Source organism: Kocuria rhizophila (assembly GCF_003667225.1).
Lineage (GTDB): Bacteria > Actinomycetota > Actinomycetes > Actinomycetales > Micrococcaceae > Kocuria > Kocuria rhizophila.
On sequence record NZ_RCOM01000002.1, the window covers coordinates 68936 to 93898 of the forward strand.

The 24963-nt window shown below is 70.9% G+C and carries 21 protein-coding genes and 1 pseudogene; 18 read left to right on the forward strand and 4 right to left on the reverse strand.

Annotated elements, in window-relative coordinates:
* Positions 1-321: 321 nt before the first annotated feature.
* The 5 genes and pseudogenes from D9R02_RS00950 (at position 322) to D9R02_RS00970 (ending at position 8673) form a co-directional block, all read left to right on the forward strand.
* Positions 322-1578, forward strand: a complete 1257-nt coding sequence (locus D9R02_RS00950; protein WP_121566158.1) for an MFS transporter — start codon at positions 322-324, stop codon at positions 1576-1578.
* Between the two features lie 47 nt (positions 1579-1625).
* Positions 1626-3008, forward strand: a complete 1383-nt coding sequence (dsdA, locus tag D9R02_RS00955) for a D-serine ammonia-lyase (protein WP_121566159.1) — start codon at positions 1626-1628, stop codon at positions 3006-3008.
* Positions 3009-3120: 112 nt separating this feature from the next.
* Positions 3121-3858, forward strand: a complete 738-nt coding sequence (locus D9R02_RS00960; RefSeq protein ID WP_259463881.1) for a TetR/AcrR family transcriptional regulator — start codon at positions 3121-3123, stop codon at positions 3856-3858.
* A 141-nt stretch (positions 3859-3999) separates the two neighbouring features.
* The gene (locus D9R02_RS00965) at positions 4000-7845 is read left to right on the forward strand and encodes an MMPL family transporter (RefSeq protein ID WP_121566160.1); all 3846 of its coding nucleotides are present in this window, start codon (positions 4000-4002) and stop codon (positions 7843-7845) included.
* 181 nt (positions 7846-8026) lie between these two features.
* A pseudogene (locus tag D9R02_RS00970) lies at positions 8027-8673 on the forward strand (phosphatidate cytidylyltransferase).
* 90 nt (positions 8674-8763) lie between these two features.
* On the opposite strand, the gene D9R02_RS00975 reads toward D9R02_RS00970, so the two are convergent.
* Entirely contained in the window at positions 8764-9237 is a 474-nt protein-coding gene (locus D9R02_RS00975) for an Hsp20/alpha crystallin family protein (RefSeq protein WP_121566161.1), read from the reverse strand.
* A gap of 277 nt (positions 9238-9514) precedes the next feature.
* Between D9R02_RS00975 and D9R02_RS00980 the strand changes: the two genes are divergently transcribed.
* Positions 9515-9934, forward strand: coding sequence for a ChaB family protein (locus D9R02_RS00980; RefSeq protein WP_121566162.1), 420 nt, complete (start codon positions 9515-9517; stop codon positions 9932-9934).
* Positions 9935-9938: 4 nt separating this feature from the next.
* Here D9R02_RS00980 and D9R02_RS00985 read toward each other — a convergent pair whose 3' ends face one another.
* Entirely contained in the window at positions 9939-10418 is a 480-nt protein-coding gene (locus D9R02_RS00985; RefSeq protein WP_121566163.1) for a GNAT family N-acetyltransferase, read from the reverse strand.
* A gap of 61 nt (positions 10419-10479) precedes the next feature.
* On the opposite strand from D9R02_RS00985, the gene D9R02_RS00990 reads away from it, so the two are divergent.
* From D9R02_RS00990 to D9R02_RS01005, 4 genes are all read left to right on the forward strand, one after another.
* Positions 10480-11442, forward strand: coding sequence for a 1-phosphofructokinase family hexose kinase (locus D9R02_RS00990; protein WP_121566164.1), 963 nt, complete (start codon positions 10480-10482; stop codon positions 11440-11442).
* A 63-nt stretch (positions 11443-11505) separates the two neighbouring features.
* The gene (surE, locus tag D9R02_RS00995; RefSeq protein WP_121566165.1) at positions 11506-12387 is read left to right on the forward strand and encodes a 5'/3'-nucleotidase SurE; all 882 of its coding nucleotides are present in this window, start codon (positions 11506-11508) and stop codon (positions 12385-12387) included.
* A 171-nt stretch (positions 12388-12558) separates the two neighbouring features.
* Positions 12559-14226, forward strand: coding sequence for an MFS transporter (locus D9R02_RS01000; protein WP_121566166.1), 1668 nt, complete (start codon positions 12559-12561; stop codon positions 14224-14226).
* A 299-nt stretch (positions 14227-14525) separates the two neighbouring features.
* Positions 14526-14840, forward strand: a complete 315-nt coding sequence (locus D9R02_RS01005) for a hypothetical protein (protein ID WP_121566167.1) — start codon at positions 14526-14528, stop codon at positions 14838-14840.
* Here D9R02_RS01005 and D9R02_RS01010 read toward each other — a convergent pair.
* Positions 14837-15322: an NUDIX hydrolase gene (locus D9R02_RS01010; RefSeq protein ID WP_121566168.1), complete on the reverse strand. Its 486-nt coding sequence runs from the start codon at positions 15320-15322 to the stop codon at positions 14837-14839. The genes D9R02_RS01005 and D9R02_RS01010 overlap by 4 nt on opposite strands.
* Before the next feature lie 23 nt (positions 15323-15345).
* Here D9R02_RS01010 and D9R02_RS01015 point away from each other — a divergent pair, with 23 nt between their 5' ends.
* From D9R02_RS01015 to D9R02_RS01035, 5 genes are all read left to right on the forward strand, one after another.
* Positions 15346-16359, forward strand: a complete 1014-nt coding sequence (locus D9R02_RS01015) for an NAD(P)H-dependent flavin oxidoreductase (protein WP_121566169.1) — start codon at positions 15346-15348, stop codon at positions 16357-16359.
* Between the two features lie 107 nt (positions 16360-16466).
* Positions 16467-16976 carry a TetR/AcrR family transcriptional regulator gene (locus D9R02_RS01020; RefSeq protein ID WP_121566170.1) on the forward strand — a complete coding sequence of 170 codons (510 nt, stop codon included), beginning with the start codon at positions 16467-16469 and terminating at the stop codon, positions 16974-16976.
* Positions 16973-17341 carry a DMT family transporter gene (locus tag D9R02_RS01025; RefSeq protein ID WP_121566171.1) on the forward strand — a complete coding sequence of 123 codons (369 nt, stop codon included), beginning with the start codon at positions 16973-16975 and terminating at the stop codon, positions 17339-17341. The genes D9R02_RS01020 and D9R02_RS01025 overlap by 4 nt, the downstream gene beginning before the upstream one ends.
* A 5-nt stretch (positions 17342-17346) precedes the next feature.
* Positions 17347-17667, forward strand: a complete 321-nt coding sequence (locus tag D9R02_RS01030) for a DMT family transporter (protein WP_183085927.1) — start codon at positions 17347-17349, stop codon at positions 17665-17667.
* Between the two features lie 76 nt (positions 17668-17743).
* The gene (locus tag D9R02_RS01035; protein WP_220700410.1) at positions 17744-18679 is read left to right on the forward strand and encodes a Dyp-type peroxidase; all 936 of its coding nucleotides are present in this window, start codon (positions 17744-17746) and stop codon (positions 18677-18679) included.
* Between the two features lie 116 nt (positions 18680-18795).
* Here the strand turns inward: D9R02_RS01035 and D9R02_RS01040 are convergent, their stop codons facing one another.
* A complete protein-coding gene (locus D9R02_RS01040) occupies positions 18796-20682 on the reverse strand; it encodes an FAD-binding monooxygenase (protein WP_121566173.1) in 1887 nt (628 codons plus the stop codon).
* Positions 20683-21085: 403 nt separating this feature from the next.
* Here D9R02_RS01040 and D9R02_RS01045 point away from each other — a divergent pair, with 403 nt between their 5' ends.
* From D9R02_RS01045 to hpaE, 3 genes are read left to right on the forward strand one after another with little or no spacing between them, the layout of a single operon-like run.
* A complete protein-coding gene (locus D9R02_RS01045; protein WP_121566174.1) occupies positions 21086-22618 on the forward strand; it encodes a fumarylacetoacetate hydrolase family protein in 1533 nt (510 codons plus the stop codon).
* Positions 22619-22662: 44 nt separating this feature from the next.
* Positions 22663-23352, forward strand: coding sequence for a GntR family transcriptional regulator (locus D9R02_RS01050; RefSeq protein ID WP_121566175.1), 690 nt, complete (start codon positions 22663-22665; stop codon positions 23350-23352).
* Between the two features lie 38 nt (positions 23353-23390).
* On the forward strand, positions 23391-24926 hold the full coding sequence (gene hpaE / locus D9R02_RS01055) for a 5-carboxymethyl-2-hydroxymuconate semialdehyde dehydrogenase (protein WP_121566176.1): 1536 nt from the start codon (positions 23391-23393) through the stop codon (positions 24924-24926).
* Positions 24927-24963 lie beyond the last annotated feature (37 nt).

Below are 24963 nucleotides of genomic sequence, written 5' to 3' on the forward strand. Positions count from 1 at the left end.
GATGCGGGGCACATGGCGGCTGGTCCTGGCGTGCACGGCATGTGGGGATGCGTGCAGAGCCGACCCGCCCACTCCACCCCCTGAGGATGAAGTGCGGGTTTTGCCGTCTACCGGGCAGTAGGCGGCAAAATCTGCATTTAATCCCGGGGTGGGGGGTCTGCACTAACGGAGCAAAAGCAAATTTTCGCTGCTCAGGCTGCGTTTGCTCCACAAGGCAGCACCACCGCCTGGCGGGGCGCCGGTAGAATCGGCAACGTTGTCAGGGGTTCTCCGCGTGTGTGGTCGGGTGCGCGGTCGTCGGTCGTACCCAGGAGCACGCACATGAGCACACCCCCGCCCCACGATTCCCCGCGCACGACGCCGCCCGCACTGGCCGGTGCCCCCTCGCTCGTGTCCGCGGGTGGTTGGCCGTTCCTCATCACGGGACTCATCGGCCGCCTGCCCGCCGCCACCGTGCAGCTGGGCGTGCTGCTCTACGTGAGCGGCGCGGGCCTGGGGCTGGGGCTCGCCGGTCTCACCGTGGCCGCCACGGGCCTGGGCTCCGCGGTGGGGGCTCCGCTGCTGGGCCGGATGGTCGACCGCTTCGGACCGCTGCCCGTGGTCGTGTCCGCCACCCTGGTGCAGCTGCTCGGCATGAGTGCTCTGCTGAGCGTGGTGCTGCTCGAGGCGCCCTCCTCCCTTGTGCTCGTGGCCGGGGCCGTCATCGGCGCCGCGAATCCGCAGATCGGCGCCATCGCGAGGGCGCGCTGGTCGGCGCTCGCGCGGCGTCGTGGCACGCCCGGGCTGGTGAGCAAGGCCCTGGGCTACGAGACCGCGTGCGACGAGGTGGGCTTCGTGCTGGGCCCCGTGATCGCGGGCGTGCTGGTGGGGGTGCTGGGGCCGAACCCCGCGCTCGTGGTGCTCATGGTGTGGGTGCTGCTCGGTCAGGGGTGCTTCATCGTCTACCTCGCGCAGCGTCGCAACCTGACCCTGGACACCCGCTCGATCGAGGTCACGGACGGCTCCGCCCCACGGATCCGCTGGGCCGCCGTGCTGCCGCCGATGCTCGCATGCCTGTGCGTGGGCACCGTGTTCGGGTCCACGCAGACCGCGCTCACGGCCATCAACGCCGAGCGCGGGACGGAGGCGTACACCGGACTGATCTACGGCTGCATGGGCGTGGGCAGTGCGCTCGCGAGCCTGCTGGTGTCCCGTCTGCCGTCCCGTGTGCCGCTGTCGGTGCGCGTGGCGTGCGGGGCGCTCGTCGTGGGGGTCACGGCCGTGCTGCTGATGGGCGTCCCGGGGCCGGGGGCGCTCTCGGTCCTCTTCGCGGCCACGGGCCTCGGCGTGGGCACTCTGCTGGTGAGCTCCTACACCCGGGGCGAGGAGGTTGCGCCCTCGCACCGCATGGCCAGTGTGATGACCATGCTCACCACGTGCATCGTCCTGGGGGTCTCGTTCGGCTCGGCGATGGGCGGGCTCCTGTCCGAGGTGCCCGAACGCGGCTTCGTGCTCACCCTGGGGGCGGGCGTCGCGGGTCTGGTGGCGGCGGTGGCCATGCACGCCACCCGCCCGGGGAGCACGCGCCGGGTGGTGTGAGGCGGCCCCTGGTGGTCCCCTTCCCTTGACGGCGCCATGATGGACGCATGACAGCACAGCGTCCCGACCCGCGCCCCGCATCCCTGCCCCCGGCTGGGGAGGACGCCGTCCCCGGCGGTCTCCTCGCAGATCCGCTGGCCGCGCGCCTGGCACGGGAAGAGCCCCTGACCTGGTGGAATCCCGCCGCGACGGACGCCGCGCAGGGGCACGCGGCGTCCGGGGTGGACCCCGCGATCGTCGACGACGCCGCCGCGCGCCTCGAGCGCTTCCGCCCCTGGATCGCGGCGACCTTCCCGGACACCGCCGCAGCGGGCGGACTCATCGAGTCGCCGCTGCAGGAGGCCTCGGCCTGGCAGGACGCCGCCGGGGTGCGGAGTGGGCGGGTGCTCCTCAAGAGGGATGACATCCTCCCGGTCAGTGGCTCCGTCAAGGCGCGCGGGGGAGTGCACGAGGTGCTGCAGTACGCGGAGTCACTGGCCGTGGCCCACGGCCTCCTGCCGGACCCGACAACCCGCCCGAATGCGGACAAGGACTCGACGGCGTTCAGCAGGGCACCGTTGCGCGCCCTCATGGCCGAGCACCGCGTGGTGGTGGGCTCCACCGGCAACCTGGGACTGTCCATCGGGATCATCTCCGCCGCCCTCGGACTGCAGGCCACGGTGCACATGTCCACCCATGCCCAGCAGTGGAAGAAGGACCTGCTGCGCTCGCGGGGCGTGGAGGTGGTGGAGCACAGCACGGACTACACGGAGGCCGTGGCGGCGGGTCGCAGGGCTGCGGAGCACGATGGCTCGGTGCACTTCGTGGACGACGAGCACTCCCTGAGCCTGTTTGCCGGGTACGCCGTGGCCGGCGCGCGCGTGGCGCGCCAGCTCGCGGAGCAGGGCATCGCCGTGGATCAGGACCATCCCCTCTACGTGTACCTGCCGTGCGGGATCGGAGGGGCACCCGGTGGGGTGGCCTACGGTCTGGCGCGGGAGTTCGGGGATGCGGTGCGCTGCGTGTTCGTGGAGCCCACCCAGGCGCCGTGCATGCTCCTGGGGCTGCACACGGGACTCCACGACGGCATCTCCGTGGCGGAGCTCGGACTCACCACCCGCACGGTCGCGGACGGTCTGGCCGTGGGGCGTCCCTCGGGCTTTGTGGGCCGTGCCATGCAGGGGCTGATCGCGGGCTGCGTCACGGCATCGGACGAGCAGATGACGGGCCAGGTCAAGGCCTTGCATGCCTCTGAGGGCATAGTGGTGGAGCCGTCCGCGGCCGCGGCGCTGGAAGCCATCCGCCGAGTTGCGGGAGAGGTGGCCGCTCGGGAGGGTGGCGGACCTCGTTCGAGCGTGGAAAGTCGCGTTCCAGAGGGAGCCACCCACCTTGCGTGGCTCACCGGTGGCGGCATGCTCCCCGCGGACGTGAGGGCGCGCTACCTGGGCTGAGGCGGCGTCGCGGATGCAGCGAAGGCGTGGGGGTGGCGCCTCTGGCAAAGGGGCGTGAGACCCTCCGCACAACAAGGTGCACTCCGTGCAATGACTGCCGTACGATGGCCCCGTGACACCCCAGCTGATCTCCGGATGCCGTGAACGGCCCGAGGCGGAGCCCAAGGACAAGCGCGAGGCCATCAGGCTGCGCAACCGCCGGGCCATCGTCGCCGCGGCGGGGGAGCTCACGGCGGAGCTGGGCACCGAGGGTGTGAGCGTCAACGGTCTGGCAGAACGCGCCGGAGTGTCACGTAGGACCATCTTCAACCACTTCCCCTCGGCCCAGGACGCCGCCTTCGAGTACCTCTCGGAGCTGGTGACCGAGCTGATCGACACCGTGCTGGACGACCTCCCGGAGCCCACGGAACCGGGGACCGCATCGCTCGGTGAGGTCTACCGTCAGCTGATCGGCGCGCTGCGCGCCCGCGTGCTCATCGGGGACCTCCAGCCGGTGTTCTCCGTGGACGTGCAGGAGACCCAGGCCGCCTCCCTGTGGGGCTACCGGGTGACCCGCACGGCGGTGGAGCGCCTGAACGAGGTGCTGCGGGAGCGTCTGCCGCACTACACCCGTTCCAGACGCACCTCGTGGCCACCACCCTCATCAACTCGCTCGCCGAGTGCCTGGACGAGTGGCTGGTCCGCACCGGCGGGGGCCCGGACGAGCGGGGGCGTGAGACCTGGGACGAGCTGCTGTCCACCGCCCTGGAGGTGCTGGGGAGGGGCTTCGACACCTGACGCCGCGGCGTCGTCCCCCGCCCGAGACCACCCGGCGCCCGGGAACCATCGCAGCGGCAGAGAACCACCGTAGCGAACGAGGCCAGGGCACTGACCGGGACCAGCGCACCGACCGGGAGCACCCCGAACAGGCACCACCCGGGAACCGCAGCCGCCCCGCGCGGCGCACCCGCCAGACACTTCACCGCACAGACGACTCAGTAGGAGAACTTCCGTGGCACGACTTCTGTACAGGCTGGGCAAGAGCTCGGCCGCTCACGCGTGGGCGGTGATCCTGGTGTGGCTCGCCGTCCTGGCGCTGGCCGTGGGCGGGGTGGCCGTCTCGGGGGTGCACCTGAGCAACGCCATCACGATTCCCGGGACCGAGACGCAGAACCTGGCGGACAAGCTGAAGGCGGAGATGCCGGAGGCCAACCGGGGCACGGGCCGCGTGGTGTTCTACACCGAGGACGGCTCGGATTTCACCCAGGCCCAGAGGGACGGCATCGAGGATGCCCTGAAGGCCACGGAGGACGTCTCCGGGGTGGACTCCACCGTCAGCCCGTTCGAGCGGCAGCAGCAGCTGGACGACGGCCGGAAGCAGCTCGAGGACGGCCGTCAGAAGCTGGAACAGGGCGAAAAGCAGATGGCCCAGCTGCAGAAGAGCCTCCCACCCGGAGTGAGCCCGGAGCAGGTGCTCAAGCAGCAGGGGATCGACCCGAACCAGCTGGAGCAGCAGAAGGCCCAGCTCGAGCAGGGTGAGCAGAGCTACGAGCGCATGGGCGACTACCGCGTGGTCTCCGAGGACCAGAACTCCGCGATCAGCGTGGTCAACTTCACGCAGGAGCAGAACGCGGTGGAGGCGGACACCAAGACCGCCGTGATGGACGCCGTCCGTGCCCACCCGGTGGACGGCGTGGGTGTGGAGTTCTCCCAGGAGATCGCGCAGGACATCACCGCGCTGCTGGGCCCGTCCGAGATCATCGGCGTGGTCGTGGCCGGGCTGGTGCTGCTCATCATGCTGCGGGCCCTCGTGCCGGCCGCGCTCCCCGTGCTCACGGCACTGCTGGGCGTGGCCGTGGCCACCTGCATCACGCTCTCGTTCTCCGGTGCGGTGGACATGATGTCGGTGACGCCCATGCTCGGCGTGATGCTGGGCCTCGCGGTGGGCATCGACTACTCGCTGTTCGTGCTCAACCGGCACCGCCAGCAGCTGCGCCGCGGCGTGGAGGTGCGCGAGTCGATCGGTCTGGCCGTAGGAACCTCCGGCACCGCGGTGATCTTCGCGGCGCTCACGGTGATGGTGGCCCTGGTGGCGCTGAACGTCACGGGCATCCCGTTCCTGGGGCTCATGGGCACCACGGCGGGACTGGCCGTGCTGGTGGCCCTGCTGCTGACCCTGACCCTCACCCCGGCGCTGCTCTCCCTGGCCGGGCGGCGGGTGCTGCCCAAGAAGCAGCGCAACTCCGCGCCGCGCGAGGAGCACATCGACGAGCACAACGTGCCCCTGCACCTGCGCCACCCGTGGATCACCACGGTGGCGTGCGCGGCGGTGCTGATCGTGCTGGCGATCCCCGCGCAGAGCATGCGCCTGGGTCTGCCGGACGCCTCCATCGAGGCCGAGGACAGCACGCAGTACAAGGCGTACCAGCGCATCGCGGAGGACTTCGGGGCCGGTGAGAACGGTCCCATCGCCGTCGTCGTGGACCTGCCCGAGGGCCTCAGCAAGGCCGAGGCGCAGGACAAGATCAACGTGGTCTCGGACCAGCTGGCGGCCCAGGAGGACGTGGCCAACGTGCTGCCCGGCCAGCTCACGGACGACCGCACCACCGGCGTGATCCAGGTGATCCCGGAGTCCGGCCCAGCGGAGGCCGCCACCGAGGAGCTCGTGGGCAACATCCGCGACCTCAACGGCGATCTGGAGTCCCAGGAGGACGTCCACGTGGGCGTGGCGGGCACCACCGCCGCGAACATCGACGTCTCCCAGCTGCTCGGCGAGAAGCTCCCGCTGTACCTCGGCGTGGTCATGCTCATCTCGCTGCTGCTGCTGCTCATGGTGTTCCGCTCCGTGCTGGTCCCCGTGATCGCCACCCTGGGCTTCCTGCTCTCGGTGCTGGCATCCCTGGGCGCCGTGGTCGCGGTGTACCAGTGGGGCTGGGGCGGCGCCCTGTTCGGCGTGCACGATCCCGGGCCCATCCTGAGCTTCCTGCCCACCCTGATGGTCGGCATTCTGTTCGGCCTGGCCATGGACTACCAGCTGTTCCTGGTCTCCGGCATGCGCGAGGCCTACGTCCACGGGCACCCCGCGCGGCAGGCCGTGGTCCACGGCTTCCGCGCCGGGCGCTCCGTGGTCACGGCCGCGGCGATCATCATGATCTCCGTGTTCGCGGGCTTCATCTTCTCGGAGCTGTCCATGATCCGGCCCATCGGCTTCGCGCTCGCGGGCGGTGTGCTGCTGGACGCGTTCGTGGTGCGGATGCTGCTGATCCCCGCGGTCATGCGCCTGCTGGGCGAGAAGGCCTGGTGGCTGCCGCGCTGGCTGGACAAGATCCTGCCGCACGTGGACGTGGAGGGTGAGTCCCTGCTGCGCGCGACCGCCGCCGCCTCCACCGCGGACACAGCGGACCACGCGGACGACGACGCCGCACGCCACTCCCATGCCAGGGGTCGCCACCGCGCGGACTCGGCCCACCGCCACCGCGGTTCGGGCCAGCACACCGGGGCGGCCGTGGCCGGTGCGGCGGCAGGTGCGGTCGGGGTGGCCGCCCACCACCGCGGTTCTTCCAAGGAGGAGGCCGCGCGCGGGGAGGCGTCGAGCCACGACCGGTCCGCCGTCGGGGGTGAGCTCGGCTCGGGTGGCCGAACCGCCGTTGCCGAGGCTCCGGAAGGTGCCGGTGCCACCGTGGAGAACTCCGCCCCTGAGGGCCGGACATCCGGTGGGCCCTCGGGTGCCGCGGGGTCTGCGGCCGCTGCGGCCGGGGCCCGCCACGCGGCGTCGGGAGACCTGGACGCGCCGGAGGATGCCCGCCACGCGGCGTCGGCACCCCTGGGGGTGACCGAGGCCGAGCGGACCGTGACCGAGCAGCACCGCGCGCGGCGCCACGGGCGTCACGCAGCGGACGTCCCGGGCCACGGGGCCCCGGGCGCTGACGGCTCTGCGGCCCGGGAGGTGACCCCGGACGTGGTCCTCGTGCCCGCTGATCCCGCGCTGCGCGCGACCAACCAGGGTCTGCGGGTGCTTCCCGACGTGTGGGAGTCCGAGCAGAAGCTGCTCGCCTCGCTGGCGAGCCCCCGTGAGGAGTCCGCCCCGCACAAGTCCATGCACAAGCGGGCGACGTTCGAGAAGGTCATGGTGGCCGGGCGACCGGTGGTCATCGCACGTCCCAGGCCCGCCCTGGAGCGTGCGGCTGCGCCGGTGGTCATCCACTGGCACGGTGGTGCGTACGTGCACCCCATGACGGGGACGCACTGGCGGTGGATCGACGCCCTCATGCAGCGCACCGGGGCCACCGTGGTGGTGCCGGGCTACGGGCTCGCTCCGGATCACACGGTGGACGAGGCCCTGGCGCTCGCCGACGGCGTATGGTCCCTGGCGCGGTCCCTGTCCCCGCGGGTCTTCCTCGCCGGTGACTCCGCCGGCGGTGGTCTGGCGGTCGCTCAGGCCATGCGGCTGCGCGAGGCCGGTGCCGAGCAGCCCGCAGGGCTCATCCTGGTGTCCCCGTGGGTCGATGCCACAGTGAGCAATCCGGAGATCGAGGAGTACCGCTCCGTGGACCACATGCTGGACACCGAGGGTCCGCGCGCGGCCGGCCGCTGGTGGGCCGGAACCCGCGAGGTCACGGACCCCATGGTGAGCCCCGCGTTCGGTGAGGTGCACGGCTTGCCGCGCACGTTCGTGCTGCAGGGGGACCGGGACATGCTGTTCCCGGACACCATGGAGTTCGTCACGGACCTGGTCCGCGCGGGCGTGGACACCACCACCGTGGTGTGCGAGGGCGGCCCCCACGTGTACGCCCTGATGGTGTGGTCCACGCGGGCCACCGAGGACCTCGACCGGGTGGTGCGCTGGATGGGCCGCTGAGCGTCCCTCGCACCGGCTCAACGGGCCCCGGGTGCCGACCGTCCTGGTCGCCGCCCGGGGCCCGTTCTCATTCCCGGCCCACCGTGCGGAAGTACCACGCGTAGAACGCGGTCCACCCGGTGCCGAAGATCGCCCACCGCACCCGCCCGGGGAGCGGGACCGGAGGGTGCTGAGCTGGATCATGGTGGTTCTCGCCCCGCTGCACTTCTGGTTCGTGTGGGAGCACTGGTACGGGATGTTCGCCATCTTCATCCCGGTGTACGCGTTCCTGTTCCTGCCCGTGCTGCTCGCGCTGTCCGGGCGCACGGAGTCGTTCCTGCACCGGGCCGCCCTGAGCTACCTCCCGGCCGTGCTGCAGCTGCCCGTGGCCATCCACGAGGGCAAGGCCGCGGCGGCCGGCTCCGCCGTGGGCTCCGGTGGCGTGGAGGCGGGCGCGCTGCTGCTGTTCCTCGCCGTGGTGGTGCAGGGCTCGGACGACCTGCAGTACCTGTGGGGCAAGACCGTGGGCCGGCACCGGATTGCGCCACCGTGAGCCCGAACAAGACGTGGGAGGGCTTCGTGGGCGGGGTGCTCTCCGCCACGGCTCTGGGGGCGGCGCTGCGGTGGCTGACCCCGTTCACCCCGGGGCAGGCCGGGGTGCTGGCCCTGGTGTCCTGCCTGCTGGGTTTCGTGGGCGGGCTCGTGATGAGCAGCCTCAAACGGGACCGCGGCATCAAGGACTTCGGGGCGCTCATCCCGGGCCACGGCGGGATTCTGGACCGGATGGACTCCCTGATCTTCGCGGCACCGGTGTTCTTTCACCTGACCCGGTTCTTCTTCGCGGGGTGAGTCCCAGGCCCCGGGCGTGACCGAGGGCCCACGGGATCTCCCGCGGGCCCTCGTGGCTCACTCGGTGCGTACCGGCTGGCGCCGGGGCGGTCAGCTCTCGGAGTCCTCGCCGGACTCGGCCTTTTGATCCTGCTGGCCGTTCTCCAGCACCACGTTGTCCTGGTTCTGGCCCGTGGCCACCTGGATCTTGCGCGGCTGGGACTTGGGGGACACGGGGATGGTCACGGTCAGCACGCCGTTGTCGTACGCGGCGGTGATGTTCTCGGTGTCGATGCCCTGGCCCAGGTTCAGCTGGCGCACGAAGGAGTGGTTGCGGCGCTCGCGCACGATCCACTTGGTGTCCTTCTCCGCGGAGGGCAGACGGCGCTGCGCGCGGATGGTCAGCAGCTGGCCGTCCACGTCCACGTCCACGCTGGTGGGGTCGATGCCCGGGAGGTCCGCGGCGAGGTAGTAGTTGGAGCCCCGGCGGAAGAGGTCCATGGGCATCTGCTCCAGGCCGTTGCGGGTGGAGAGGACCTGGTTGGCGAAGTTCTGGACCTCGGAGAACGGATCGAAGGTTGCCATGACTGCTGTTCCTTTCCTGTGCGACTCGTCCGTGGTGCGCCCCGGAGCCCCCGTGAAACCGGTGGACGAGGAGCCGTCACGTTCCTTGAGTACCCCTGACTCAACTGCTCATAAATTAGCACTCTCCCCGGCAAGGTGCCAAGGGTTGGGGCATCAAAGTTGAGTGAATTCAGCTCAAGGCGCACATGGGCCATGTGGGCCCGAAAGGGTGGGGCGGGCGGCGTCGTCGTTCTTAGAATCGAAGCACCAGAGACGTTCCCGAGAGCAGGAGGACACCGTGCCCAAGGCGAGGAAGAACGGTCGCGCGCGTCAGGACGAGATTCCGTCCACGCTGCGGCGCTCTGACGAGAAGGCGCAGGACACGTTCGCGCAGGCGTACGACTCTGCGGAGGACGAGTACCACGACGAGTCCCGCGCCGCCCGCACCGCGTGGGCTGCGGTGAAGCACACCCACGAGAAGGTGGGGGACCACTGGGAACCCAAGGAGGAGAACGGCCCGTCGGACGCCAGCGCGGAGCAGGGCGGGCTCAACTCCGAGGACACCGCCGGGGGAGTGGACGCGAACGCCTCCAAGGAGCACCTCTACGGGATCGCCCAGGAACTGGACGTGCAGGGCCGCTCGGACATGACCAAGGACGAGCTGGTGGAGGCCATCGAGAAAGCGAACGACAAGAGGACGCGGGACGCGCGGGGCTGAGGCCCTACAGCACCCGCCCCAGGAACACCGAGGCGGTGGTGTCCTGGTGGAAGGGCTCCACCGGTTCGTAGCCGCGGTTGCGGAACATCGCGATGCCCTCGGTCATCTCCGGGTTCAGGGAGACCACGGCCGTGCTGGCGCCGAAGGAGCGCACCTTGTTCTCGAGCGCCCGGACGAGCGTGCGGGCGTGGCCCTTGCCGCGGTGCTCCGGGGTGACCCAGATCCGGCGCAGCTCCACGCGCTCGTCGTCGATCCGCCGGACCGCTCCGCACGCGATCACGGCTCCCGTGACCAGGTCCGTCATGAGGAAGAAGTCCCCGTGGGGCGGGGTCACGTCCTCAGGGCCGGAGACCTCGGTGAGCGCGGGGTCGAACCCGCCGTCGATCCGGTGGTCCAGTTCGCTGAAGTACGCGCTCAGGGCCTGCAGGGTGTGCTCGCTGGCGGCCTGACCCTCCACGATGCGGACCGGTGCGGTGGAATTCATCCCACCATGGTGGCACCTCCATGTGCTGTTCACCAGGGATGGTGTGATGTAGCTTTCGTTCGTGACTGAGACCCGCTCCGGCGCCGCGCCGCGCCTGTCCATCCTGGTTCCCACGCCGCTGCTGATCACGGAGATCACGGAGCCGGCGGCGAACCGCAACCGCAGCCCCCACGAGTCGGACGTGCACATGCACCCCGGCGGGCAGGGCCTGTGGGTGGCCCGCATGGCCGGCTCCTTGGGCGCGGACGTCTCGGTGAACGGACCGTTCGGTGGTGAGCTGGGCACCCTGATCCGCTCCATGCTGGACGGGCTCGGGATGCAGGTCAACGCCGTGCGCTATGGGTACGGCAACGGCGGCTACGTGTACGACCTGCGCGGTGAGGACCGGGAGACCGTGGCCCACATGCCCCCGCCCGAGCTCTCCCGCCACGAGCTGGACGACCTCTACGGCACCGCGTTCGTGGACGCCCTGGCCTCGGACGTCCTCACGGTCACGGGCGCGGAACCCGGGGACGTGCTGCCGGCGTCGTTCTTCGGCCGGCTCATCCGGGACACCCGGGACGCGGGGACCACCGTGGTCGCGGACCTGAGCGGCGCTCCTGCGCTGGCCGCCGTGGACGCCCACGTGGACGTGCTCAAGATCAGCCACGAGGAGGTCCGGGACCTGGACCTCGGCTCGGACGACACCCCAGAGTCCCTCGTGGAAGCCGGCCGGGCGCTCGTGGAGCGGGGTGCGGGCGCCGTCGTGGTCTCGCGCGCCAAGGACCCGGCGCTGCTCGTGGAGAGGGACACCGTGCGGGAGGTCTCGGCGCCGTCCATCACGCCGCTGGACCACCGCGGGGCGGGGGACTCCATGACCGCGGGCATCTCCGTGGGGCTGGCCCGCGGGCTGGACCTGGTGGACGCCGTGGCCCTGGGCGCCTCGGCGGGAGCGCTGAACGTGGCCCGCCGCGGGCTCGGCACCGGCAACCGCACGACCATCGAGAAGTTCGCCCGCCAGATCACGGTGCGCACCCTCTCCTGACGGGCCCGGTCACAGGGGACGCCACCCTGGTCCGGGCCCGGGCCGCGTGCCACCATGGACCCCATGCACATCCTGGTCACCAACGACGACGGCATCTCGTCCCCGGGACTGTCGGTGCTCGCGCAGGCCGCGCTGGACCGCGGGCACAGTGTCAAGGTGGCCGCCCCCGCCGAGGAGTATTCGGGCGCCAGCTCGTCCCTGTCCGGCGAGGAGATCGACGGGCGGATCGCCCTGGTCCCCGCGGACCCGCCCCGGATGCCCGAGGGCGTGGAGTGCGTGGGCGTGAAGGCCGCCCCCGCGCTCATCGCGTTCCTGGCCTCCTACGGGGCCTTCGGCCAGCGCCCGGACATGATCCTCTCCGGCGTGAACCTGGGCGCGAACACGGGCAAGGCCACTCTGCACTCGGGCACCGTGGGCGCGGTGCTCACGGGCGCGTCCCACGGGATCCCGGGGATCGCGGTGTCCATCACCTCGGGCGCGCCCCAGCACTGGGACACTGCCCTTCTGGTCACCCGCTACGCCCTGGAGCGCTGGGAGCAGCGCCCGTTCGACGAGTGGATCCTCAACGTCAACGTCCCGGACGTGTCCCCGGACCGGCTGCGCGGGCTGAAACCCGCACGGCTCGCGAGCTTCGGAGCGGTCCAGGCGCAGATCGGGCGCGGGGACGAGAAGCACATCGCGGTGACCTACAGCGCGGAGACCGGCCCGGAGGAGCCCGAGAGCGACCACTACCTCCTCACCCACGGCTGGGCCACCGCCACCCTGCTGCGCGCCCCCGTGGACGACCCCACCCAGGACACCCACGCCGTGCCGCGCCAGGAGCTGGGGATCGCGGGGCCCACGCCGTTCAGGGACGTCACCCTCCCGGGCCTCACGGACGCCGCCGCCGCGCCCGGTCCCGGCGACGCCACCGTGGACTCCGCCACGGTCATGCGCCGGACCTGACGTCCAGCCTCCCGTGAGCGGTGTGCGCACGACGATCACGACGCCCGTCACCGGACCCTGCACGCTCACACGATGAACGGATAGTCTTCCCGCGAGAAGCACTCTCCCTGCCCCTCCCGGCCACCGGCCCGGGACCAGGACGGGACCGGATCATCTGCGGAAGGCGCGACCATGGCATCGACAGCACCGGCGGACACGCACCCCAGCGGCGTCGAGACCGTGGACGCCCCGAGCCGCAAGGACTGGATCGCGCTCGCGGCGCTCGCCGCCGGGCTCGGGATGATCGTGCTGGACGGCACGATCGTGGGGGTCGCCCTGCCCGCGATCATCCAGGACCTGCACCTGAGCCTCACGGACGCGCAGTGGGTCAACAGTCTCTACGCGGTGCTGCTCGCGGCGCTGCTGCTGTCCACGGGCAAGCTCGCGGACCGCTGGGGCCGCAAGACCATGTTCATGGTGGGGCTCGTGGTCTTCGCCGGGGGCAGCCTGCTGGCGGCCCTGTCCGGCACGGCGGGGGCTCTCATCGCGTCCCGCGCGGTGCAGGCGCTCGGCGCGGCGTTCATCATGCCGTCCACCCTGTCCACCGTGAACGCGCTGTTCCGCGGCAGGTACCGCGGCCCGGCCTTCGGGGTGTGGGGCGCGGTGATGTCCGGCGCCGCAGCGATCGGCCCGCTCGTGGGCGGCGCGCTCACCCACTGGGCGTCGTGGCACTGGATCTTCCTGGTGAACCTGCCGCTCGCCGCGGTCATCGCGGTGGTGGGGTGGACGAGCATCACCAACACCCGCAGCGACGTGCGCGAACGCGGGGCGGACGTGGACGGGGCCATGCTCAGCGCCATCGCGTTCGGCGCGCTGGTGTTCGCGATCATCGAGGGCCCGGCCATCGGCTGGCTCACCCCCACGGCCGACTTCTCGATCTTCGGGTGGGTGTGGCCCGCCACGGCGCCGGTGTCCATCGTGGCGGTCGCCCTGGTGGTGGGCTTCGTGGCGCTCGGCCTGTTCATCGTGTGGGAACGCCACCGCGCGAAGGTGCGCCGCTCGGCGCTGCTGGACCTGAACCTGTTCCAGGTGCGCACGTTCTCCTGGGGCAACCTGGCGGCCGCCATGGTGGCCGTGGGCGAGTTCGCGATCATCTTCGTGCTGCCGCTGTACCTGACCAACGTGCTGGGCCTGGACATCATGCAGTCCGGCCTGGTGCTCGCGGCCATGGCCATCGGCGCGTTCATCTCGGGCGCGTCCGCCCGGCACTTGGCCGCGAAGTTCGGAGCTCCCGGGACGGTACTGATCGGCCTGGGACTGGAGGTCCTGGGCGTCGCCGTGCTCGCGCTGGTCATGGGGCCCAGCACCTCTGCGTGGCTCATCGCCCTGCCGCTCGTCGTCTACGGCGTGGGGCTCGGCCTGGCCTCCGCGCAGCTGACGGGGACGGTCCTGCGGGACGTGCCCGTGGCATCGTCGGGCCAGGCGTCCGCCACGCAGAGCACCGTCCGCCAGATCGGCTCGGCGCTGGGCACGGCGTTCGCGGGTGCGGCGCTGTCCGTGTCCATGAGCCTCGCCCTGCCTGCAGCACTGGACGCCACAGGGCTCGACGCCGCCCAGGCGGACCAGCTCGCGGAGGCCACCCGCCAGTCCGCGGGCGGCATGATCCCGCAGCTGCAGGAGCAGGCCGCGCAGCAGCCCCTGGGCCCGGAGACGCAGCACGTGATCGACGCCCTCTCCACCGGTTTCACGCACGCCACCCAGTGGGCGCTCGTGATCGCCACAGGGTTCATCCTGCTCGGCTTCCTGGGCGCGCTGCAGGTCCGCCGGGCGGCGCGGAAGGACGAGACCCCCGCGGCCTGACCGCCTCCCGCGGGGTCGCCCGGGCCCTCCCGCGCCTCCAGCCAACGACGCCGCACGGCCGGCCCCGCGCGTCGTCTCACCCCGGTCGCGCGGCGGACCCCGCGCGTCGTCTCAGCCCGGTCGCGCGGCGGGGGAGAGTGGCCGGATGGTCATTGTTCGGGCCGGTGCTGTCTGACACGGTGGAAGACCGGGAGATTCCCGATGGAACAACCTGAGCGGGTGAGGCAGCGATGTCCACGAGCGAACCGAACGCCTTCGACACGCGACACGGCGGACAGGGGTCTGCGAAAGGCGCACCAGTGGGCGCTTCCGCCGAGTCCCTGTCCCGGCGGCAGCAGATCCTGAGAGCGGATCCGTACTATCCCCACACAGCGTGGCGGGCCGTTGTGACGTGGCTGCTCTACTTCTTTGTCTTCCTGGGATTCGCGGCACTCCTCACCCTGATCGTTCCGGACCGCGAGTTCGGGTGGTACTACGCGGCGTACACCGCCGTGTTTGCCACGATCAGCACCGTCATTCAGTTCTTGGGCCGCAAGGCTCGCGTGCGGATGTTGGAGAACACGGACCAGATCTCGCGTCCGCACGAGACCCGGGGCAATCCGCAGATCGGCTAGGACCCCATCCCCCGCACCGCCGGCAGCGCATACCAGCGCGCCAGCGGGGCGAGATCCTCGACGTCCTCCACGCCGTCCAGGGATTGCCACCGCAGCTCCTCGATCTCCGCGGCCGGCACCGGAGTCTGCGTCAGCGGAGCCGTGCTCATGAACACGTGGCTGTGCAGCCCGTGCGCGGGTTCGTTGGCGGCGTCGCTGTGCCACTCCCCCACCGGCGCAAGGTCCGCCGGGGACAGTTCGATCCCCAGCTCCTCGCGCACCTCGCGGATCCCGGTCTCCCCGGGGCTCTCGCCCGCCTCCGGTTTCCCGCCGGGGAACATGAACATGCTGGTCCCGCGCTTGCGCACGGTCAGCACGCAACCGTCCGAGGCGCGGCGCAGGACCACGCCGGTGACCTTGATGACGGGGCGGGCGGCGTCGTCGTTCCCGGAGGGGGAGGAGGACGGAACGGGGGCCTGGCGAGGATCATGGGATGCGGACACGCCTGCCAGTGTAAGGAGACGCCATGACCAATCCCCTGACCACCCTGCCCGTGCCCGTGGTGCAGGCGCCCATGGCGGGCGGGCCGTCCACGCCCGCGCTCGCGGTGGCCGTTGCGCGCGCCGGCGGGCTGGGCATGCTCGCCGCCGGGTACAAGAGCACTGAGGCGATGGCGGAGGAGGTCCGCGAGGTCGCGGCGCACACGGACCGCTTCGGCGTGAACCTGTTCGTCCCCGAGCGGGACCCGTCCGATCCCACCGCACTGGCGAACTACGCCCGCGCCCTGGCCCCGGTGGCCGCCGAGCTGGGCGTGCCCGCCCCGGAGCCGGGCGAGTACGTGGACGACGAGTACCCCGCGAAACTCGCGCACCTCACGGCCCACCCCGTCCCACTCGTCTCGTTCACGTTCGGCCTGCCCACCGCGGACGACGTCGCCCGGCTGCGGAACGGGGGCAGCGCCGTCGTGCTCAACGCGACGTCCGCGGACGAAGTGGCGGCCGCGGCCCGGCTGCGCCCGGACGCGATCGTGGTGCAGGGCAGCGAGGCGGGCGGCCACAGGGCAACCCACGGGCAGGCCGGGCAGCCGGAGGAGATCACCACGGCCGCTCTCCTCGACGCCGCACGGGAGCTGACTGACCTTCCCCTCGTTGCCGCGGGCGGCATCGCGGGCCGGGACAACGCCGCCGCCCTCCTCGCGCGGGGTGCGGCAGCCGTGCAGGTGGGCACCCTGTTCCTCACCGCGGTGGAGGCCGGCACCAAGCCCGCGCACCGGGCGGCCCTTCTGGACGGCGCGCACACGGAGACCGTGGTGACCCGCGCGTTCTCCGGCCGGGCGGCCCGCGCGCTGCGCAACCGCTTCACGGACCGGATGGCGGCGCACCAGGTGAGCGGCTACCCCCAGGTGCACTACATGACGGCACCGCTGCGGGCGGCGTCGTCCGCGGATCCCGAGGGACTGAACCTGTGGGCAGGCACCGGCTCTGCGGCGTGCCGGGAGACCACGGCGGCGGAGGTCGTGGAGCTGTTCCGGTGGCTGTGAATGCCGCAGGGAGGTGCGCGTGAGCGGGGACGGCTCGCTGTGGGCCACCTTCCCCCACTGGCCGCACGCCCGCCCGTACCTACCATACGTATGGTAGGGTCACTGGCATGACGACGAAGACCGAGATCCTGGACAGCGCCATGGAGGTGCTGCGTTCAGGGGGCGCCCTCACGATCGACGCCGTGGCCCGCGCCGTCGGCATCACCAAACCCGGCGTGGTTCACCACTTCCCCACCAAGGAGGCGCTTTCCATGGCCGTGGTGGACCACCTCCTGGACGGGTGGGAGGTGGAGCTGAGAGAGCTCTGGGGGCCAGGAGCGGATACCGTCGATCGGTTGCGCACGTACGTGGAATTCGCCGTGCTGGGGGACATGGACCCCGCTGACCTGGCGATGCTCGCGGACCCGCGGCTACGGTCAAAACTCGTGGTGCGTTGGCGGGAGAGACTGGACGCCTGGTTCGGCACCTCCGAGGATCCCGCCTTCATTGCCGCCAGGTTGATCGCGGACGGAGCGTGGATCGACAGGTCGCTCGGTCTGGTGGAGCTGGAGGCGGCGCAGGGAGCCGCCGTGGTGGCCGTGGTGCTGGAGCTGATGGACAAGGGGGCGCGCCCGTGAAGAAATGGCTGTTCCTGGTGGGGGCCATCGCCTCGGAGGTCACCGGGTCCCTGGCCTTGAAGGCCGCCGTGGATGCACCGGGGTTCTACGCCGTGGTGGTCGCCGGATACACGGGCTCCTTCCTCGGACTGTTCGCGTCCCTGCGGCACGGCATGACCCTGGGCGTGGGGTACGGGATCTGGGGCGCCACAGGGGTGGCCGCCACAGCAGTGATGTCCTGGGTCCTCTTCGAGGAACCCATTACGCCGATGATGGGTGCAGGCCTCGTGATGGTCATGGCCGGGGTGCTCCTGGTCGAGCTCGGGTCCCAGGCTGCACAGAAATCGCGGTCGAGCGGGCACGGGTCAGTGGAGGCCACGCGGTGACGGGACTGAGCCTGATAGTGCTTGCCGTGGCCATCCTGTGCGAGGTGGGCGGCACCGTGTCCCTGCGCATGGTCAGCGTGGGCAGCCGGTGGTGGTGGCTGGGCGTTGCCGCGGGATACCTCGTGGCGTTCTCGCTGCTCGCCGTGGTCCTGGGCGGCGGTATGCCCCTGGGCGTGGCCTACGGGATCTGGGCCGCCACGGGGGTCGCGCTCACCGCGCTGATCAGCCGTGTGTTCTTCAAGGAGCCCCTCACCTGGATCATGGGCGCCGGTCTTGTCCTGATCGTGGGCGGTGTCCTGCTCATCGAGACGGGTGCCGCGCACTGATCGCCGCGGGCCCGGCCCCGGGCATAGTGTGGAGGTGACCCGGCCCCACGGCGCACCCGCTCACCCAGGAGGCACCATGCCCACCCAGAAGATCGTGGCCCCACCGGCCAAAGCCGCCATGTTCCTGGTCCTGACCGTCAACGAGGGCGCCGAGGCAGAGGTGGTGGACGTGCTCACGGAGGTCTCGGACCTCACCAAGGCCGTCTCCTTCCGGGTGCCCGCCAGCGACCTGCTGTGCGTGGTGGGCGTGGGCCACGACGCCTGGGGCAGGCTCTTCGACGCGCCCCTGCCCAGGAACCTCCACCCGTTCCGCGAGTTCCACGGGGTCGTGCACTCAGCACCGGCCACCCCAGGAGACATCCTGATCCACCTGCGGGCGGGCACCCAGGATGTGTGCTTCGAGCTGGCCAAGCACCTCATGAAGCGCCTGGGCCCACACGTGCACGTGGAGGACGAGGTGCACGGCTTCAAGTTCTTCGAGGAGCGGGACCTGCTGGGCTTCGTGGACGGCACCGCCAACCCGGAGGGCGAGGACGCCGGCACCGCCGCCCTGGTGGGGGACGAGGATCCCCGCTACCGCGGCGGCAGCTACGTGCTGGTGCAGAAGTACCTGCACGACATGACCGCGTGGGAGGCGCTGTCCGTGGGGGAGCAGGAGCGGGTGATCGGGCGCTCCAAGCTCGAGGACATCGAGATGTCCGACGAGCAGAAGCCTGCCAACTCGCACGTGGCCCTCAACGACCTCGAACCCGTGGACGGTCACAAGCGCGAGATCCTGCGCGACAACATGCCCTTCGGCCAGGTGGGCTCCGCGGAGTTCGGCACGTACTTCATCGGCTACGCCGCCGATCCCGCGATCACCGAGACCATGCTCGAGAACATGGTCATCGGCAACCCGCCAGGCACCTACGACCGCATCCTGGACTTCTCCACCGCGCACACCGGGGGCCTCTTCTTCGCCCCGCCGCAGTCGTTCCTGGACGATCCCACCTCCGTTCCCGCCGCGGGCTGACGTTCCGGACGCTGCCGCGCCCCGGCCGACGACGACGCCGCGCGGCCCCGTGACCACGAAAGGCCCCGCCGTGCTTCCCCCAAGGAGGCACGGCGGGTCCGGTCTGGTGGCTCGGGTCAGTTCCTGCGCAGGAACCCGGCGAAGAACTCCGCGAGCTCGGCGGTGGCGTCCAGGGGCAGCACCGCGGCCACGTAGTGGTCCGGGCGGACCACCACCACGGCCCCGTCACGGCTGATGGTGCGCTGCTCGAAGATGTCGTTGCCGGGGATCGCGCCGTACACGCGCTCCCAGTAGTTCAGCTCGAACGGGCCCACCTGCGGCTTGAAGGCCCGCGGGACAGCGTTGATGTCCACCTGGTCGTAGGGCTGCTGGTAGGTGACGTCCACGTCGAAGAGGGTGGCCTCACCGTCGCCCTGGCGGCGGAACGCCACGAGCGGGGAGGTGGGGTCGTTGTGCAGCCACTCCGCGAACGCGGTGGTGGGGGAGTCCGCCCCGGCCACGGCGGCGTCGGCGTACACGTGGATGCGCCAGCGCCCGTCCGCAGTGGCCTCGTGGCCCTGGTGCACCACCACGGCGTCGCACACGCGCTGGACCTCGGCGGACTTGAAGCGCTTGCCCACGGGGAAGCCCTTGGCGAGGTCCTGGTGCTCGGTGCCCGCCACGATCAGCGAGGGCTGGTACTCAGTCATGAACCCGGCCGGGAACTCGGCCGTCTTGACGTAGAACTCCTCCAGGTACTTGGGGTCCGGGAGCTTGTCCTGCGGGGTGGCCATGAGCGTGGACCACTCGCGGTCGAAGTCGATCAGGTTCTTGGCGATCACCTGCCGCTCCTTGGAGTAGGTGTCCAGGAGGGAGGCGTCCGCGCGGCCGGAGAGCACCGCGCCGAGCTTCCAGCCAAGGTTCCAGCCGTCCTGCATGGACACGTTCATGCCCTGGCCGGCCTTCGCGGAGTGGGTGTGGCACGCGTCCCCGGCGATGAACACGCGGGGGCAGCGGGTGCCACGGTCCTCGGTGTCGACGTCGTCGAAGTGGTCCGTGAGGCGGTGACCCACCTCGTACACGGAGGACCACGCCACGGACTTCACGTCCACGGTGTAGGGGTGGATGATCTGGTTCGCCCGGCGGATGACCTCCTCCACCGGGGTCTTGCGGATCTCGTGGTTGTCGTCCTCGGGCACCTCGCCCAGGTCCACGTACATGCGGAACAGCAGGCCGCCCTCGCGGGGGATCAGCAGGATGGAGCCGTTCACGGAGTTGATCGCGCACTTGGTGCGGATGTCCGGGAAATCGGTGTTGGCCAGCACGTCCATCACGCCCCACGCGTGGTTGGCGCCCTGACCCTCGAGCTTGCGGCCGATGGCCTTGCGCACCCGGGAGGCCGCGCCGTCGCAGCCGAACACGTACTTGGCGCGAACGGTGCGCTCCTCGCCCTCGCGGGGACCGGCGGCGTACCGCACGGTCACGGCCACGGGGTGCTCGTGGTCCTGCTCGATCTCCAGGCCCACGAACTCGATGCCGTAGTCCGGCTCGATCTTCCCGGGGCCGCGCTTGGCAGAGCGCAGGAAGTAGTCCATCACGCGCGCCTGGTTCACGATCATGTGCGGGAACTCGGAGACGCCGTGGGGATCGTCCGCGGGGCGGCCCGTGCGCACGATGTTCTGCGGGTTGGTGGGATCCGGGTTCCAGAAGCACATCTCACGGAGCATGAACGCCTCCTGGATGATCTCCTGGGCGAAGCCAAAGGACTGGAAGGTCTCCACGCTGCGGGCCTGGATGCCGTCCGCCTGGCCGATCTCCAGGCGGCCCGGGCGGCGCTCGATCAGCCGGGTGCTCACCTCCGGGTACTGGGACAGCTGGGCCGCGGCGATCACACCGGCCGGGCCGGAGCCCACGATGAGCACGTCCATGGTGTCCGGGAGGTCCTCCGGGCGGTCGATCCCGTGACCGCGCGCCTCCTCGATCCGGGGATCTTCGGAGACGTATCCGTTCTGGTGAAAGAGCATGCCTTCTCCTGCGTTCTGCGATGGTGTGGACCGGGGCCCTGTCCGGGGCGAGCGACGCTGCCCGCGCCCCGGGGAGCCGGTGGAGACCTGAGGTGTAATCCAGATCATATACGATATGTGGCCCGCGTAACAGGGGTCACGCGCCCGCGGTTCGACGCCGCACGGCCCGCAATCGGCGGACGGGCAGTTCGGGACCGGGTTCCGTGCTGTCTCAGCTCGCCTCGCCCGGCGTCACCGGAGCGCGCGGTGCGTACGGGCTGGCCCATTCTGCGCCGAGGACAGCCGCGCACGGGACTTTCCGAGCTCCCCCGAGCACAATGGTGTGAGCGGTGCCACTTGCCCACCCCACCCGGATAATATACGATTTCGAATAACATTCTGATGATCCGAGGAGGCCCTCGCCGTGACCGAGAACGTGCACAACGCTCAGAACCCGTCCGTCGGAACCGGTGAGGTGCAGCCCGTCCCGGTGCGTCCCGGCAAGATCATCGCCGTGCACGTGGCCTACGAGTCCCGTGCCGCCCAGCGTGGCCGCAAGCCGGCCGTGCCCTCCTACTTCATCAAGCCCGCGAGCTCCCTGGCCGGTTCCGGTGCCGCCGTGGAGCGCCCCGCCGGCACCGAGCTGCTCGCGTTCGAGGGCGAGATCGCCCTGGTGATCGGCACGCCCGCCCGAAACGTGTCCCTCGAGGACGCCTGGGGCCACGTGGCCGCCGTGACCGCCTCCAACGACTGGGGTCTCTACGACCTGCGCGCCGCGGACAAGGGCTCCAACCTGCGCAACAAGGGCCGGGACGGCTACACCTCCCTGGGCCCCTCGCTGATCGACGCCCGGGAAATCTCCCCGGAGCAGCTGCGCGTGCGCACGTGGCTCAACGGCCAGGTGGTCCAGGAGGACACCACGGCCCCGGAGAACATGATCTTCCCGCTCGCCCAGTTCGTGGCGGACCTCTCCCAGCACGTGACCCTCGAGGAGGGGGACGTGATTCTCACCGGCACCCCCGCCGGGTCCTCGGTCGCGCAGCCCGGGGACGTCGTGGAGGTGGAGGTGGACGCGCCGAACGCGGCCGGAGCGCCGTCGTCCGGACGTCTGCTCAGCCGCGTGACCGAGGGCAGCGAGCGCTTCGACGAGGGCCTGGGCGCGATGCCCGCCGTGAACGACACCCAGCGCGAGGAGGCGTGGGGCTCGCGTGAGGCCGCGGGACTGCCCGAGCAGGGCCGGGAGCACGCGCTCAGCCCCGCCCTGCGCGCGAAGCTCGACAAGGCCCCCACCGCGGGCCTGTCCGCCCAGCTGCGCAAGCGCGGGCTGAACAACGTGGTGGTCGCGGACGTCTTCCCGCAGACCCCCGGCACCAAGCTGGTGGGCACCGCCAAGACCCTGCGCTTCGTGCCCAACCGCGAGGACCTCTTCAAGAGCCACGGCGGCGGCTACAACGCCCAGAAGCGGGCGTTCGACGCTGTGGGCGAGGGCGAGGTGATCGTGATCGAGGCGCGCGGAGAGACCGGTTCCGCGACCCTCGGGGACGTCCTCGCGCTGCGGGCCCGCCACAACGGCGCGGCCGGTGTGGTCACCGATGGCGGCGTGCGGGACTACGCGGCGGTGCAGGAGATCGGGCTGCCCGTGTTCTGCAAGGGCCCCAACCCGGCCGTGCTCGGCCGGCGGCACGTGCCGTGGGAGTCGGACGTGGCCGTGGCCTGCGGCAACGTCACCGTGCTCCCGGGTGACGTGGTCGTGGGGGACGACGACGGCGTCGTCGTGATCCCGCGCGAGCTCGCCGAGGAGGTGGCGCAGGACGCCCTGGCCAAGGAGCACGAGGACGCCTGGGTGGCCGAGCGCGTGGCCGAGGGCCACCCGGTGGACGGGCTGTTCCCACCCACCGGCGAGTGGAAGCAGAAGTTCCAGCAGTGGCTGGCCGAGAACCCGCTGCCCTCCGAGTGACCCGCGCCTGACCTCCGAGACCCCCGAACCGAACCGAGGACCACATGCCCCTGACCGCGAACGCCGCACCCTCCAAGGCGCAGCGTGCGTACGAATGGATCAAGGCCCAGATCATGTCCCAGGCGTTCTCCCCGGGCTACCGCCTGGTGCTCGCGAGCATCGCCGAGACGCTGGGCATGTCCGTGGTGCCGGTGCGCGAGGCCATCCGGCGGCTCGAGGCCGAGGGCCTGGTGACGTTCGAGCGCAACGTGGGCGCGCGGGTGTCCATGGTCAACGGCGAGCAGTACACCTACAGCATGGAGACCCTCGCGGTCCTGGAGGGCGCGGCCACCGCGCTGTCTGCCGCGCACATCACCGCCGAGGACCTCGCCCACGCGCGGGAGCTCAACGCCTCCATGGAGGCCTCGCTGAAGAACTTCGACCCGCAGACGTTCACGGAGACCAACCACGAGTTCCACCGCGTGCTCGCGTGCCGGTGCCCCAACGAGCGCCTCAACGACCTGGTCACGGTGGAGTGGGAACGCCTCAACCACCTGCGGACCTCCACGTTCTCGTTCGTCCCGGAGCGCGCCCGCGCCTCGGTGAACGAGCACCACCACATCCTCCACCTCATCGAGACCCACGCCCCGGCGGACGCCGTGGAGCGTGCCGTCCGCCAGCACCGCGCCGCGACCCTCGCCAGCTACCTCAGCAGCCGTGAGGACCGTGGCGGGGCGCAGCGGCGCACCGCGTGAGACAACCCACCGAATCCACTGATACGAGGAGTCATCCCATGGCCGCTCTGCAGGACACCAAGCCCGAGAACCTTCCCGATTCCATCCGCCACTACATCGGCGGGCAGTGGGTGGACTCGATCGACGGGGACACGTTCGACGTGCTCAACCCCGTGACCAACGAGCCCTACATCACGGCCGCCTCCGGCAAGAAGGCGGACATCGAGGCCGCCGTGGCCGCCGCCAAGAAGGCCTTCGAGGAGGGCCCGTGGCCCAAGATGCTCCCGCGCGAGCGCTCCCGGATCCTGCACAAGATCGCGGACATCGTGGAGTCCCGCGGTGACCAGCTGGCCGCCATGGAGTCCTACGACTCCGGGCTGCCCATCACCCAGGCCCTGGGCCAGGCGCGCCGCGCGGCGGAGAACTTCCGCTTCTTCGCGGACCTGATCGTCGCCCAGATCGACGACGCCTACAAGGTCCCCGGGCGCCAGGTGAACTACGTGAACCGCAAGCCCATCGGCGTGGCCGGTCTGATCACCCCGTGGAACACCCCGTTCATGCTCGAGTCCTGGAAGCTGGGCCCCGCCCTGGCCACCGGCAACTGCGTGGTGCTCAAGCCCGCGGAGTTCACCCCGCTCTCCGCGTCCCTGTGGCCGGGGATCTTCGAGGAGGCCGGCGTGCCCGCCGGTGTGTTCAACCTGGTCAATGGCTTCGGCGAGGAGGGCTACGCCGGTGACTCCCTGGTCAAGCACCCGGACGTGCCCCTGATCTCCTTCACGGGTGAGTCCCGCACGGGCCAGATCATCTTCGGCAACGCCGCCCCGTACCTCAAGGGCCTGTCCATGGAGCTGGGCGGCAAGTCCCCGGCCGTGGTCTTCGAGGACGCGGACCTGGAGGCCGCGATCAACGCCACCATCTTCGGGGTGTTCTCCCTCAACGGCGAGCGCTGCACCGCGGGCTCGCGCATCCTGGTGCAGCGCGGGATCTACGACGAGTTCGTGGAGCGCTACGCGGCGCAGGCCAAGCGCGTGAAGGTGGGCCTGCCCTCGGACCCCACCACCGAGGTGGGCGCCCTGGTGCACCCGGAGCACTGCGAGAAGGTCATGTCCTATGTGGAGATCGGCAAGCAGGAGGCCCGCCTGGTGGCCGGTGGCGGCCGCCCCGAGGGCTTCGAGACCGGCAACTACGTGGCGCCCACGGTGTTCGTGGACGTCAAGCCGGACGCCCGGATCTTCCAGGAGGAGATCTTCGGTCCGGTCGTCGCGATCACCCCGTTCGACACGGACGAGGAGGCCCTGGAGCTCGCCAACAACACCAAGTACGGCCTGGCCGCCTACATCTGGACCAGCGACCTCAAGCGCGCCCACAACTTCGCGCAGAACGTGGAGGCGGGCATGGTGTGGCTGAACTCCAACAACGTGCGCGACCTGCGCACCCCGTTCGGCGGCGTGAAGGCCTCCGGGCTGGGCCACGAGGGCGGCTACCGCTCGATCGACTTCTACACGGACCAGCAGGCCGTGCACATCAACCTGGGTGAGGTGCACAACCCGGTGTTCGGCAAGCAGGAGGACGCCGCCGCCAAGACGGACGGCTGAGCCCCGCCCACGCAGCACCCCCACGCCAGTCCCACGC

Bases quoted from the DNA above. Each gene is read 5' to 3' on its own strand.
- D9R02_RS00950 (WP_121566158.1), top strand. From the start codon at position 322: ATGAGCACACCCCCGCCCCACGATTCCCCGCGCACGACGCCGCCCGCA.
- dsdA (WP_121566159.1), top strand. From the start codon at position 1,626: ATGACAGCACAGCGTCCCGACCCGCGCCCCGCATCCCTGCCCCCGGCT.
- D9R02_RS00975 (WP_121566161.1), bottom strand. From the start codon at position 9,237: ATGGCAACCTTCGATCCGTTCTCCGAGGTCCAGAACTTCGCCAACCAG.
- D9R02_RS00985 (WP_121566163.1), bottom strand. From the start codon at position 10,418: ATGAATTCCACCGCACCGGTCCGCATCGTGGAGGGTCAGGCCGCCAGC.
- surE (WP_121566165.1), top strand. From the start codon at position 11,506: ATGCACATCCTGGTCACCAACGACGACGGCATCTCGTCCCCGGGACTG.
- D9R02_RS01000 (WP_121566166.1), top strand. From the start codon at position 12,559: ATGGCATCGACAGCACCGGCGGACACGCACCCCAGCGGCGTCGAGACC.
- D9R02_RS01015 (WP_121566169.1), top strand. From the start codon at position 15,346: ATGACCAATCCCCTGACCACCCTGCCCGTGCCCGTGGTGCAGGCGCCC.
- D9R02_RS01020 (WP_121566170.1), top strand. From the start codon at position 16,467: ATGACGACGAAGACCGAGATCCTGGACAGCGCCATGGAGGTGCTGCGT.
- D9R02_RS01035 (WP_220700410.1), top strand. From the start codon at position 17,744: ATGCCCACCCAGAAGATCGTGGCCCCACCGGCCAAAGCCGCCATGTTC.
- D9R02_RS01040 (WP_121566173.1), bottom strand. From the start codon at position 20,682: ATGCTCTTTCACCAGAACGGATACGTCTCCGAAGATCCCCGGATCGAG.
- D9R02_RS01050 (WP_121566175.1), top strand. From the start codon at position 22,663: ATGCCCCTGACCGCGAACGCCGCACCCTCCAAGGCGCAGCGTGCGTAC.
- hpaE (WP_121566176.1), top strand. From the start codon at position 23,391: ATGGCCGCTCTGCAGGACACCAAGCCCGAGAACCTTCCCGATTCCATC.